Origin of the sequence: Modestobacter caceresii (genome assembly GCF_000761485.1) — a bacterium.
GTDB classification, from domain to species: Bacteria; Actinomycetota; Actinomycetes; order Mycobacteriales; family Geodermatophilaceae; genus Modestobacter; species Modestobacter caceresii.
Genome location: NZ_JPMX01000077.1, coordinates 52,909 through 64,571, shown reverse-complemented (window position 1 = coordinate 64,571; position 11,663 = coordinate 52,909). Strand labels below are relative to the sequence as shown.

Sequence of the window (11,663 nt, the reverse complement as noted above, 5' to 3'; positions counted from 1 at the left end):
CGAGGTCGAAGGCGAAGGACCGGGACACCGGGTTGGGCTCGTCGGCGACCTCACGCTGCGAGTTGTTGGTCAGCGCGGCGTAGACGCGACCGTTGACCGGGTTGACCTGGATGTCCTCGGGCCGGTCCATCCGGGTCGGCAGCTGGGACGGGTCGAGGACCACCGGGGCGGCCGGGTCGGGGAAGTCGCCGTTGGCGTCCAGCTCCTTGCCCAGCCGGTCGGCGGCCAGCCGGGTGAAGGTGAGCACCCAGGGCACCGACTTGCCCGGGATCATCGACTGCCCGTCCTTGACCAGCGGGAGCCACTGGCCGGTGCCGTCGAACTCACCGTCGGCGGGCAACGTCGCGAGGCCGTCGATCTGCTCGGGCGGCGAGTCGCCGGTGAAGCGTCCGACGTAGAGGTCCCCCTCCTCCAACAGCGTCATGTTGTGCGCGCGCGACGCGCGGTCGAAGCCGGGCCGGTAGCACTTCTTCGACACGAACTTGTAGATGTAGTCGAACCGCTCGTCATCGCCGGAGTAGGCCACCACGCGTCCGTCCTCGGCGATCTGGACGTTGGCCCCCTCGTGCTTGAACCGCCCGAGCGCCGTCCGCTTCTTCGGCGTGGAGGTGGGGTCGTACGGGTCGAGTTCCACGATGTACCCGAAGCGGTTGGGCTCGTTGGGCTCCTGGGTGACGTCGAAGCGGGGATCGACCTGGTCCCACCGGCGGCCGCCGGGCTCATCCGTGGAGATGCCGTAACGCGACCACCGCGGCTCCCTCGGGTCCTCCGCGAACGGCGTCGACGGCCCGAAGTACTGGTTGAAGTTCTCCTCCCCGTGCAGGGTGGTGCCCCACGGCGTCGTGCCGCCGGCACAGTTGTTCAGTGTCCCGAGGACGTGGCGGCCCGCCGGGTCGGCGTGGGTCTGCACGTACTCCGAACCGGCCACCGGCCCGGTGAGCTCGAAGGTCGTCGCCGGCGTCAGCCGACGGTTGCGCTTCCCCTGCGGGTCCGGTCGCCAGTTGCCCGAGTCCCCGTCCCGGTGCAGCTCCACGACCGAGAGCCCGTGGGCCATCATCGCGATGCGCTTCTGCTGGTCGGTGGTGGGCGCGTCCTCGTCCGCCACGCCCGCGAACATGAGCTGCTCGTTGGTGTACTCGTGGTTGACCACGATCAGCGCCCGGTGCCCGCTCCGGTCCAGGGGCAGCACCCCGATGTAGTCGCAGTTGTAGCCGAACTGCTTCGCCTGGGCCTCCGGCGTCTGGTTGTCGACGTCGAACGCCGGGGCACCCGCTTCCACCGGATCGCCCCAGCGCAGGACGACGGCGTACTCGTAGCCGGTGGCGGTGACGAGCTCGTCGAGGAAGTTCTGCTCGACCGGCTCGAAGGTGAGCGGTGCCTCCGGGTGCGGCTGCCAGCCTCCGCCCGGCCTCTCGGCGGCCAGCGCAGGCGTGGTGCGCAACGGCCCCACCGCCACGACCAGCGCCCCGGCGCCGGCGGCCTTCAGCAGGGTCCGCCGGCTGAACGCAGACTCGACGACCTCGCCGATGGTCGGGTTGACCGACTTGTTCGGCACCGCAGCATCGCAGGCGTTCCCGCACTTGTAGTGGCACGTCGTGTGCGTGCGACTGCCATGGCGGACGGAGTTCAGGAGCGGGAGAAGGAGACGACGACGGGGCGGGGCGATGTCCGTCATGGGGAGTCCTCTGGTCGGCTGGGAAGGTCCGGACCGGGGACGTTAAGTGACTTTGCTCACCTTTCAGGCGAGCGGGAGACGAATGCTCGGCGACCCGCGGGACTCCGGCGGGGCGGCTGGGCGTGTCGTGTCGAAGCGTAGCCGGGGGGTAGCTCCGGGCCAGGAGGTCAGACCTCGACGGGGAGGACCAGCAGTCGCAGCAGCCGGTCGGCCTCGGCGTCCGGGTCGGCGGTGAGCCCGGTGTGCACGGCGCTGGGCTGGACGACGGTGCTGCGCGGCGCGGTCAGCCAGCGGAACCGCGACCCCAGCGCCTCCCGCCCGGCGGCGCCCGCCCCGACCGCGGCGGAGCAGACGTCGGCGGCCGCCTGCAGCGCGGCGGTGATCGCCACCGGGTCCGCGGTCGGGTCGAGTGCGCGCAGCCGGTCGACGTCCAGGTGCAGCCGGGAGCCCAGGTAGTCCCGCTGCCGGCAGTAGACGAGCACCCCGGCGTTGAACGACTCCCCACGCTCGACCCGCGGCACCACCCGGAGCACCGCGTACTCGAAGGTGTCCCGGCCGGTCATCGCTGGGTCACGCCCTCCGGCGGGGGCGGCCCGAGCCAGGTCGGCCGGTTCTGCCCCCGCGGCGCGGTCCGTCGTCCCGCCCCTCCCGCCGCAGCGGCCGCGACGACGCCGGGGAGCCAGGCCTCACGAGCGGCCAGGCGCTGCAGCAGCTGGCCGACGTAGCGGGCGCGGACCTCGTCGGCGGGCTCCTCGGCCGTCGGTCCCTCCAGCCACGCATCGGGCACCTGGGCCAGCACCTCGGTGAGCAGCGAGCCGGTGACCTGCGCGGCCAGCGCGGCGTCGGCGGCCAGGACGTCGGGGTCGCACTCCACCAGGGCGTGCTGGGCCGCGTCGTACGCGCGGGAGACGGCGGCGGGCGCCCCCGGCCAGTTGTGGTGGAAGGTCAGCGCGGCACCGTGGTCGATCAGGTGCAGCCGCCCGTGCCAGAAGAGCATGTTCGGGTTGCGCCATGACCGGTCGACGTTGCCGATCAGCGCGTCGAACCAGAGCACCCGCCCGGCCAGCTCCGGGTCGACCTGGGCCGCCCCCGCCTCGAAGTCCAGCGCACCGGGCAGGTAGTCCATGCCGAGGTTGGTCCCGGCGGAGTTGCGCAGCAGCTCCTGGACCTCCTGGTCCGGCTCCCCCACCGCCAGCTCCGGGACGACGTCCACCGTCACCAGCGCGGGCACCGGCAGGGAGAGCCGGCGGGCCAGCTCCGCACAGACCACCTCGGCGGCCAGCACCTTCACGCCCTGCCCGGCGGCCCGCCACTTCACCACGTAGGTGCCGAGGTCGTCGGCCTCCATGAGCCCCGGCAGCGAGCCACCCTCGCGCAGCGGGGTGACGTAACGGGTGGCGGAGACGGCGGGGAGCACAGTGTTGCGCACCCTACCGGCGGGCCGGGGCACGGCTGGGGACACTGACGACGTGGGACTCCTCCGCCGCACGACGCTGCTGCAGCTGGCCGACGCGCCGTTCACCTACCCCGAGGTCGGGGCCACGCAGGACCCGACGCTGCCCGCCGGCTACCACCACGTCGAGCGGTCCGCCGTCGTCGGCTCCGGCCGGGCGGAGTTCGACCGGGCCGCGGCCGCGGTGTTCCGCTGGGCCGCCCAGCGCGGCGCGGGCCTGCGGGTCCTGGCCGACGGGCCGGCCAGCACCCCGGGCACGGTCGTGCTGATGACCGCGGGGCTGCGCCGGCTGGGGCTGGACGTCCCCTGCCGGGTGGTGTGGGCGGTCGACGAGCCCCGGCGACGCGGGTTCGGCTACGGCACGCTGCCCGGGCACCCGGAGAGCGGCGAGGAGTCCTTCGTCGTCACGCTGGAGCCCGGTGGCGACGTCGTGTACACGCTGCGGGCGTTCTCCCGGCTGGCGACGCCGCTGGCTCGGCTGGGCGCTCCGGTCAGCCGGCGGGCGCAGCGGCTGGCCCTGGACCGCTACGTGGTGGCGATCCGCCGAGCCGCCCGACAGGGCTGACCTAGGCCCCTGCCTTCGCCCGCTCCTCTTTGATCATGTCCTTGCTGCGGACCAGCCGCAGCAGGGTGACCACGAACAGCCCACCGGCCATGTTCAGCAGGACCGTGTACCAGAGCCAGGCCAGCCAGTCGCCGTAGCCGAACGGCGCCCCGGCGTGCAGTGCGGCGAAGATGATCAGCGAGTCCAGGATCGAGTGGAACAGCTGCAGCCCGGCCAGCACGAAGGCGCCACCGATCGCAGCCACGATCTTGGCGGGGTCGGACTCGGTGCCGTGCTGCATCCGGGTCATCAACGTGATGGCGATCCCGGCCAGGAAGGCCAGCGACGCCGACTGCAGGTCGAGCGGCGACTCCACGAAGTGGACGGCGCTCTCGATCGCGGTGGCCCGCAGGTCCGGGAAGGCCCGGACGACCAGCCACATGAACAGCCAGCCGCCCAGCAGGTTGGCCACCAGGGTGCCGCCCCACAGCTTGCCCAGCTGCGCGAAGCTGGCCCGACCGGCAGCCACGGCGGTCACCGGGACGAGGAAGCCCTCGGTGAACAGCTCGCTGCGGGCCAGCAGCAGGGCGATGAAGCCCACCGAGAAGGCCAGCCCGGCGAGCAGGTGGCTGCCCGTCTCGGCGTAGACGGCGAAGAGCAGCAGCACCCCGGTGCCGACCTCGAGCCCGCCGGCGAACCCGGTGGTGAGCACCTCGCGCCAGTTCCGGTGCAGTCGCTGCGCCCCGTCGCTGACGATGGCGTCGAAGGCCTCCTGCAGCTCGTCCTCGGTGGCGCCGTCGGCGTCGCCGAGCTCCTCACGCGCCGAGTCGGTGTCGCCGAACTCCTCGTTCGAGGGGTTGGTCTCCCCGAGGTCCTCACGGGTGGTGCCCACGGTGCTCTCCTGCCACGACGGCCGGGCAGTCGGGCGCCACGGTCCTGCGCCGGGCTACCCGCTGCCGGGCCGACCACACCCGACACCGACCACGTCACACGTCGTCGGGCGCCGTTTCCCCACCGCCGAGGACCGGGTAGCGGACCCCGACCCGTTCTCCGAGCACAGGAGCTCCCGCAGGCCCCCGAAGCGCCAGCCCGACCACTCCCGCCCCGGCCACCGTGAGCGCCACCGGCGTGGTCCACGAAGGCCCCGAGAAGGGGCGGGACCCCCGCGCCCGGGCCGGCGAGTTCCTCACCACGCCCAACGGCGTGCGCATCCCGGACACCGACCACTCGCTGAAGGCGGGACGCCGCGGGCCGGTGCTGCTGGAGGACTTCCACCTCCGCGAGAAGATCATGCACTTCGACCACGAGCGGATCCCGGAGCGCGTGGTGCACGCCCGCGGCGCCGGGGCGCACGGCGTCTTCACCGCCTACGGCAACGCGGCCGGGGTGACCCGGGCGGCGGTGCGGGCGGAGGAGGGCCTGGAGACGCCGGTGTTCGTCCGGTTCTCCACGGTGCTGGGCACGCGCGGCTCGGCCGACACCGTGCGCGACACCCGCCGCTTCGCGACGAAGTCCTACACGAAGGAAGGCACCTGGGACCTGGTCGGCGACAACATGCCGGTCTTCTTCATCCAGGACGCGATCAAGTTCTCGGACATCATCCACGCCGGGAAGCCGCATCCGGACCGGGAGATCCCGCCGGCACAGTCGGCGCACGACACGTTCTGGGACTTCGTCACGCTGCACACCTGGGCCGAACGAGGCGTTCGGGCAGCTCCGTATCCGTGGACAGCCCCTTGTGCTCGTTCACGGCTGGAACCCAACCGCCGGTAGTGACGACCCGTCTGCGTCGCGCTGACACTCTGCGATGCCCCTACGGTGACGGTGTGATGCCAGCCGTCCTACGCCGGACCAGGAGGTGGGCCCGGTGAAGGCTGAGCGGCCTCGCGGGACCCTAGAGGTCAGCCACCCGGTGTTTGCCTGGATGTACGCACGCACCGCGGCTGCGATGGAGCGCCACGGCGCCGCCAAGCACCGACAGCGCCTGCTCGCCGACATCTCCGGGCGCGTTCTGGAGGTCGGGGCGGGGTCCGGCGCGAACTTTCCGCACTACCCGCCGGCGGTGACCGAGCTGGTTGCCGTCGAGCCCGAACCACGCCTGCGCGCCCTGGCCGAGGCCGCTACCTCCGGTGCGGCGGTACCGATCACCGTGGTCGACGGGGTCGCCGATCGGCTCCCGTCGCCGGATGGCACATTCGACGCTGCAGTCAGCTCACTGGTCCTGTGCAGCGTGCCGGACCAGGCCACAGCGCTCGGTGAGCTGCGGCGGGTGGTGCGGCCGGGTGGCCGGCTGTTCTTCTGGGAGCACGTGCGCGCCAGCGGGCGCGCCGCGGCGCAGGCGCAGCGCGCACTGGACGCCACGGTCTGGCCGATCCTCGGCGGAGGCTGCCACACCGCCCGCGACACAGCCGCGACGATCGAGCAGGCCGGGTTCACCATCGAACGCATCGAGCACTTCGCCTTCCCCGACGCCCGCATCCCGCTCCCGACGAAGCCGCAGATCCTGGGGACAGCGACCCACACCTGACCGCGCCACGTGCACGGCGCGCGCAACGACGCCGGCCGCGCGGCCTACATGCGTGGCCAGCGCCCCCTGGTCCGCAGCTGGGGGTCAGGAGGTGCGGCCGGGGGCTGCGGGGGTGACCCCGACCGTCGGCGCGGGCACACACCCGCCAGCGACTACGATGCTCGGTAGTAGTGTGGGGCCGGCGCTCATCCCGGTCAGCAAGCTCAGGAGGTCTGGTGCGCACAGTGTCAGGTCGCGCCGCAATCGGCGTGGTCGTGGTGACAGCCGGGCTGGTGTTGGCCGGCTGCGGCGAGGAGACCCCGCAGGGCGATGCCGTCTCCGGGGCCGGGGTGACCATCAGCGGTGCTGAGGTGACCGTCAGCGGTGCCGAGGACGGCTTCCACGGCACGCGGCTGGACCCGGCACCACCGCGCCCGGAGCTGGTGCTGCCCACGACCGGCGGGGAGCTGTTCGACCTCGGCGACCGGCCGGCCGACGAGGTCACGGTGCTGTTCTTCGGCTACACCCACTGCCCGGACCTGTGCCCGACGACGATGGCCGACCTCGCCCTCGCCCTCGCCCGGGACATGCTGGCGCCAGAGGTCCGTGACCGGGTGCAGGTGGTGTTCGTGACCGAAGACCCGGCCCGGGACACCCCGCAGCTGCTGAGCGAGTGGCTGGGCCGCTTCGATCCGGCGTTCACCGGGCTCATTGGCGGCACCGAGGCCACCGCCACCGTGCTGACCGAGCTGCACCTGCCTGAGAGCGCTGAAATCGCCGACCCGTCGACGGCGATCGTCCACCCCCACGACGTCGAGGACGGCAATGCGGAGGAGGCGCACGAGGCGGAGGAGGTGCACGAAGCAGAGGAGGCGCACGAGCCAGACGGGCACACGCACGGCGACTACGGCGTCGACCACGCCGGCACCGTGTACGTCTGGGGCCCCGGCGGTCAGGCAGTCATCTACACCGGCGGAACGACGCCGGGCCAGTACGCCGAGGACCTCAGCCGCCTGGCCGCCGCCGGCTGACCCCGCCCGGGCGCCAACCGGGTCAACCGGCGCCGGCGATGTGGAGGCTCCCGCCGGGAACGGTCAGCCCTCGGCGAGGTCTCGCTGCGTGCGCAGGTACTCCTCACGGTCGATCTCGCCGGCGGCATAGCGCCGACGGAGCAGCTCCTGGGCGCCGGGAGCCGCATCCGAGGGCCCGGACGTGCCGCGGGTCTGCTCGTCCCGATCCCGGCCGAGTCGGCGGGCCAACCAGACTCCACCCAGCGCCGCCAGGACGAGTACGGCGAGCCCGAGCAAGGCCCACAGCAGCATCCAGCCGCCCATCATCGTGCCCATCATCGTGCCGCCGTCGCCCATCGGTTGTCCTTCCCTCGGGCCACCGGGAGCTCGCTGCGAGCGCCCGGCGGCAGATGTTCGGTGACCACTGGCCCCTGGTGCGGATCAGGCCTGATCGGCGTCGGCGTGCATCCGCTCGCACATCTGCGCCATGCCGGGATTCTCGGCCTGCATCAGCTCGTGCATCCGCGCCATGCCGGGGTTCCCCTGCTCCATCAGCTCGTGCATCTGCGCCATCCCTGGGCCCTGCGACTGCCCGCCGCTGCCCGGGTGCGCCTGGGCGACCCCGGCGGGGACGGCGACTCCTCCGGCGACCAGCACGGCTACCACCAGCGACCTGACCATGATCCACTCCTTCGCTTGCGTCGACCTGTCAAACTACTACCTTCCATAGTACCTCGGTCGGGTCGCCAGCGCGGGTGCACGGCAGCATCGGCGGACGTGCGTTCAGTCAGGTCGTCGTCGTTCTCAGCGGTGTCGTGCTGCGACCTCGCTACCCCGTGACCGATCACGCCCGGCCGCAGGTGGCCCTGGCCACCTGCGGCCGGGCGTGATCGGTGGTGCGACTGCAGACGCGAGCCAGGAGGCCCTGCTGGAGGCCCCCCTGCTCGACGCCCGGAGGGCCGGCGTCAGCCCAGGGAGCTGATGAGGTCGCGGCAGGCGGCCTCGCAGCGACGGCAGGCCTCGGCGCAGACCCGGCAGTGCTCGTGCATCTCGGCGTGCTCGCTGCAGTTGTCCCCACACGCCTTGCAGGCGGCGGCACACGCCTCGAGGACCGCGCGGGTCAGGTTGGCGTCGTAGCCGGTGTGCCGGGACAGCACCCGCCCGGTCGTTGCGCAGACGTCGGCACAGTCGAGGTTGGTGCGGATGCACTTGGTCAGCTCGACGACCATGTCCTCGGACAGGCAGGCGTCGGCGCAGGCGGTGCACGCCTGGGCGCACTCGAAGCACGCCTCGATGCACTCCAGCAGCTTCTGCTTGTCCACCCCACCGAGGTCCTTCGGGTACGTGTCGAGCATCTGGGCGGCCACGGTCATGGGAACTCCTCGGTCTTGCGCGGCGCCGGCCGGCTCACGCCGCCGGCCGGGACTGACGCCGATGGCGTCGGCATACCCGTGCAGTCGTACGGAGAACAGCAGTTCGACATGTTCCTCGCCGCCTGGCGGTGGGGGGCCGGCTGCGGCGACGCCCACCTGCAGGCGGCGCGGTCACGAACCGCCGGGTGAGTCAGAGGAGAGCAGCGTGTCGGTCAGCCGCTCCAGCTCCTCGGCGCTCAGCTGCCCCATCACCTGCTCGAGAACGCGCCCCTCGGCGTCCACTGCGAGGGTGATCGGGAGCCCACGGCCGCCCAGCTCGCGCAGCAGCTCCCCGTCGGCGTCGACGGCGTGCGGATAGCCGACCCCGAGCTCGGCCAGGAACGACCGGGCAGCTTCGGGATCGTCCTGAACGTCGACACCCAGGAACCGGATCTGCTCGCCGTGGCGGGCGTGGGCGTCCTGCAGCAGCGGCATCTCCTCCCGACACGGGCCGCACCAGGTCGCCCACAGGTTGACCAGGGTCGGTCGGCCGGTCAGCCGGTCCAGGGCCACGTCGGGACCTGGCCCCAGGCACGGCAGGGTCAGCGCGGGCAACTGGTCGGCCTCCGCCGGCCGCTCGGGGAGCTGCTCGCAGGCCGGTGCGGCCGGCACTGCCTCTCCGGCCGCGGACTCCCGATCCGGCGCACCCTGCTGTCCGGTAGTGCAGCCGGCCAGCAGGGTGGCTGCGAGCAGCCCGCCGGCCAGCCGGACCGCCATCAGCGCTCCCGGTAGAGCTCGGTGAAGGTCGCACCGCCGTCGGTCGAGGCCAGCACCGCACCGTCCACGGCGACGTAGACCTCGTTCTCCTCGACGGTCAGCGCCGCCGGCGCGCCGCCGACGTTCCCGGCCTCGGCCCAGGTCTCCCCGGCGTCGGTGCTGCTGAAGACCGTGCCGTCGGGAGCCACCCCGGCGGCCTGTCCCCCGTCGGCGGCGATGTCGACCAGCACCATCAGCGGCGCACCCTCAACGGCGGTGAACGTCCCCCCGGCGTCCTCGCTGACCACCAGACCGGCCTCGGTGGTGGCCAGCACCCGCTGGGGGTCGGCCGGGTCGGCGGCCAGGTCGGCGATGCGCATGTCACCGCGGTCGGCCCACTCCTCGCCGTCCTCGCTGACGAGCAGCTGGCCGCCGCTGTAGCCGTAGATCGTGCCGTCGGCGGCGTCCAGGGCGTGGAAGTCGGCTTCGCCGGGCAGTGACAGCGTCTCCCAGGTCTGGCCGCCGTCGGTGGTCTCGATCAGGCCGAGGTTGCCCGGCCCGCCCTGTCCGGCGCCGGGGTGGCCACTGGCCAGGTAGTGCTGCGGGCCGGCAACGGTGAAGCCCATGAAGTCCTGCACCCGGTCAGCGATCCGGGTCAGCTCCCCGCTCTCGGAGATGCGCACCAGCCCGTAGTGGGTGCCGGCGTACAGCTCCCCGTCGCCGGGGTCGACGCCGAGGCCGTGCACGTGCTCGAGGGTGACCTCTTCGCCGGAGGCATGCGCGTCGCCCTCGTGACTGTGGGTCTCACCGCCGGCAGCCTCGCCGGCGGCAGCCTCGCCGTCGGTGCCGCAGCCGGCGAGGAGCAGCGCGCCGGCCGCGGCCACGCCCAGTGCGTTCCAGCGCCGTGAGCTGCGGCCCGGCATCCCGGGTCGGGTCGAACGGGTGGTGTGGACGGGCAGGACGGACGACAGCATCAGTTCCCCAAGGGCCGGACAGTGCTTACTACCGTCCATAGTAGCCGGTGCGGCCAGCCGCCGGTCAGACCCAGTCGGCCCCGGGGAGCAGGCACAGGCCACTGGCCACCGCATCAGCGAGCGGCCACGTGGCCAGCGCCACCGGCCCGGTCACCACCGCGACGACGGCAAACCCGGCACTCAGCCGGGCCAGCAGGCCCAGTGGGGCGCCCGGGCGTAGGAGCCGGGTCACCCGGAACGCACCGGCACCCTGGGCGGCCGGCAGTGCAGCGGCCGGAGCACGCATGCCGGCGAGGGTCACCAGCGCGGAGGCGACCTCGACCCGGTCCACGCGCCGGGCGGCGGCGTCGTCGGCGAGCAGCTCGACCAGCCGCTCGACCTCCGCCCGGCCCTGGGTGAACAGCGGCACACCGGGGAAGGCTCGCTCGAGGGTTCGCACCGCGCCCGCGGCCAGGTGGTGACGGCCGCGCAGGTGGGCCCGCTCGTGGGCGAGCACGGCGGCGAGCTCGTCGCCGGTGAGCGCATCGAGGGCGGCGGTGGTCACCACGACGCTGCGGCGCCGCCCGGGCAAGCAGAACGCGGCCGGCCGGTCGGAGTCCAGCACCGCCGCACCCAGGGACGGCTCGGTGCGTGCGCCGGTGGCGATGGCGGCGTGCAGCCGGTGGCGTTCCCGGCGGGTGCGCCTCATGTCGCCGACTGCCACCCAGCCCAGGCGCAGCAGCGTGCCGGCGGTGAGCGCGACGCCGGTGAGCACGGCGGCCAGCTGTCCGGGTGAGCGGTACACCCCGGCGATCGTCATCGCGCAGGCGTCGAGGATCGCGGCCAGTCCCTGGCTGACCGCGGTCGCCGGCACCAGCAGCGTCAACCCGGCCAGCACCACCGAGACCAGGACCCCGGCCGAGGCCGCCAGCCATGCGGCCAGCGCCAGCCGTGGAGACCGCGCCGACCAGCCGGCACCCAGCGCCCGCGGCGCCAGCACCGCCATGACCGCGGCGAAGGCGAGCAGCCCGACCGCGGTGGTCACGCGTTCTTCGCCTGCCGGGCGGCCTCGACCGCACTGCGCAGGCTCGCGACCGATTCGGGGTCCAGATCGGCGACGAAGTGCATGAGGACCTCGTCGCGGTCCCCGGCCGCGCCGAGCACGTCACGCAGCTGCACCGCGGAGTGCTCGGCCCGGGTGCGGGTGGGGCTGTACCGCCAGCCGCGGCCTTCCATCTCCCGCCGCAGCGCGCCCTTGCCGGCCAGGTTCGAGCACACGGTCATCACCGTGGTGTAGGCCAGCGACCGGGTCGTGTTCAGCTCCTCGAGGACCTCGCGCACCGTCGCCGGGGTCCCACGTCGCCACAGCACGTCCATGACCGCGGCTTCCAGCTCGCCGAAGGGTCGCATCGCC

The 11,663-nt window shown here is 73.1% G+C and carries 15 protein-coding genes; 4 read left to right on the top strand and 11 right to left on the bottom strand.

All coding sequences use genetic code 11. The annotated features are described in order from the left end of the window. The 3 genes from IN07_RS16520 to IN07_RS16510 form a co-directional block, all read right to left on the bottom strand. Positions 1–1,555 (bottom strand): PhoX family protein (locus IN07_RS16520; RefSeq protein ID WP_231558425.1); only part of this gene is annotated, 1,555 nt, incomplete at its 3' end. Between the two features lie 287 nt (positions 1,556–1,842). Beyond that, positions 1,843–2,238, bottom strand: coding sequence for a DUF3037 domain-containing protein (locus IN07_RS16515; protein WP_036337455.1), 396 nt, complete (start codon positions 2,236–2,238; stop codon positions 1,843–1,845). After that, positions 2,235–3,104, bottom strand: a complete 870-nt coding sequence (locus tag IN07_RS16510; protein WP_231558424.1) for a HipA family kinase — start codon at positions 3,102–3,104, stop codon at positions 2,235–2,237. The genes IN07_RS16515 and IN07_RS16510 overlap by 4 nt, the downstream gene beginning before the upstream one ends. Positions 3,105–3,144: 40 nt before the next feature. Between IN07_RS16510 and IN07_RS16505 the strand changes: the two genes are divergently transcribed. Beyond that, positions 3,145–3,693: a DUF1990 family protein gene (locus IN07_RS16505; protein ID WP_081975472.1), complete on the top strand. Its 549-nt coding sequence runs from the start codon at positions 3,145–3,147 to the stop codon at positions 3,691–3,693. 1 nt (position 3,694) lies between these two features. Here IN07_RS16505 and IN07_RS16500 read toward each other — a convergent pair whose 3' ends face one another. Beyond that, positions 3,695–4,564, bottom strand: coding sequence for a formate/nitrite transporter family protein (locus tag IN07_RS16500; RefSeq protein ID WP_052091375.1), 870 nt, complete (start codon positions 4,562–4,564; stop codon positions 3,695–3,697). 221 nt (positions 4,565–4,785) lie between these two features. Between IN07_RS16500 and IN07_RS16495 the strand changes: the two genes are divergently transcribed. The 3 genes from IN07_RS16495 (at position 4,786) to IN07_RS24105 (ending at position 7,209) form a co-directional block, all read left to right on the top strand. Beyond that, positions 4,786–5,445 carry a catalase gene (locus IN07_RS16495; protein WP_036337452.1) on the top strand — a complete coding sequence of 220 codons (660 nt, stop codon included), beginning with the start codon at positions 4,786–4,788 and terminating at the stop codon, positions 5,443–5,445. A 94-nt stretch (positions 5,446–5,539) separates the two neighbouring features. After that, a complete protein-coding gene (locus IN07_RS16490) occupies positions 5,540–6,199 on the top strand; it encodes a class I SAM-dependent methyltransferase (protein WP_231558423.1) in 660 nt (219 codons plus the stop codon). A gap of 215 nt (positions 6,200–6,414) precedes the next feature. Then, positions 6,415–7,209 carry an SCO family protein gene (locus IN07_RS24105; protein WP_197058514.1) on the top strand — a complete coding sequence of 265 codons (795 nt, stop codon included), beginning with the start codon at positions 6,415–6,417 and terminating at the stop codon, positions 7,207–7,209. Between the two features lie 63 nt (positions 7,210–7,272). Here the strand turns inward: IN07_RS24105 and IN07_RS16480 are convergent, their stop codons facing one another. The 7 genes from IN07_RS16480 to IN07_RS16450 form a co-directional block, all read right to left on the bottom strand. Beyond that, on the bottom strand, positions 7,273–7,545 hold the full coding sequence (locus IN07_RS16480) for an SHOCT domain-containing protein (RefSeq protein ID WP_036337449.1): 273 nt from the start codon (positions 7,543–7,545) through the stop codon (positions 7,273–7,275). 84 nt (positions 7,546–7,629) lie between these two features. Further along, positions 7,630–7,869: a hypothetical protein gene (locus tag IN07_RS16475; protein WP_036337448.1), complete on the bottom strand. Its 240-nt coding sequence runs from the start codon at positions 7,867–7,869 to the stop codon at positions 7,630–7,632. A 284-nt stretch (positions 7,870–8,153) separates the two neighbouring features. After that, the gene (locus tag IN07_RS16470) at positions 8,154–8,561 is read right to left on the bottom strand and encodes a four-helix bundle copper-binding protein (RefSeq protein ID WP_036337447.1); all 408 of its coding nucleotides are present in this window, start codon (positions 8,559–8,561) and stop codon (positions 8,154–8,156) included. A 171-nt stretch (positions 8,562–8,732) separates the two neighbouring features. Further along, positions 8,733–9,317: a TlpA family protein disulfide reductase gene (locus IN07_RS16465; RefSeq protein WP_036337445.1), complete on the bottom strand. Its 585-nt coding sequence runs from the start codon at positions 9,315–9,317 to the stop codon at positions 8,733–8,735. Beyond that, a complete protein-coding gene (locus IN07_RS16460; RefSeq protein ID WP_052091373.1) occupies positions 9,317–10,270 on the bottom strand; it encodes a F510_1955 family glycosylhydrolase in 954 nt (317 codons plus the stop codon). Before IN07_RS16460 ends, IN07_RS16465 begins: the two co-directional genes overlap by 1 nt. A gap of 64 nt (positions 10,271–10,334) precedes the next feature. Next, positions 10,335–11,294, bottom strand: a complete 960-nt coding sequence (locus IN07_RS16455; RefSeq protein ID WP_052091372.1) for a M56 family metallopeptidase — start codon at positions 11,292–11,294, stop codon at positions 10,335–10,337. Then, positions 11,291–11,659: a BlaI/MecI/CopY family transcriptional regulator gene (locus IN07_RS16450; protein ID WP_036337662.1), complete on the bottom strand. Its 369-nt coding sequence runs from the start codon at positions 11,657–11,659 to the stop codon at positions 11,291–11,293. The genes IN07_RS16455 and IN07_RS16450 overlap by 4 nt, the downstream gene beginning before the upstream one ends. Positions 11,660–11,663 lie beyond the last annotated feature (4 nt).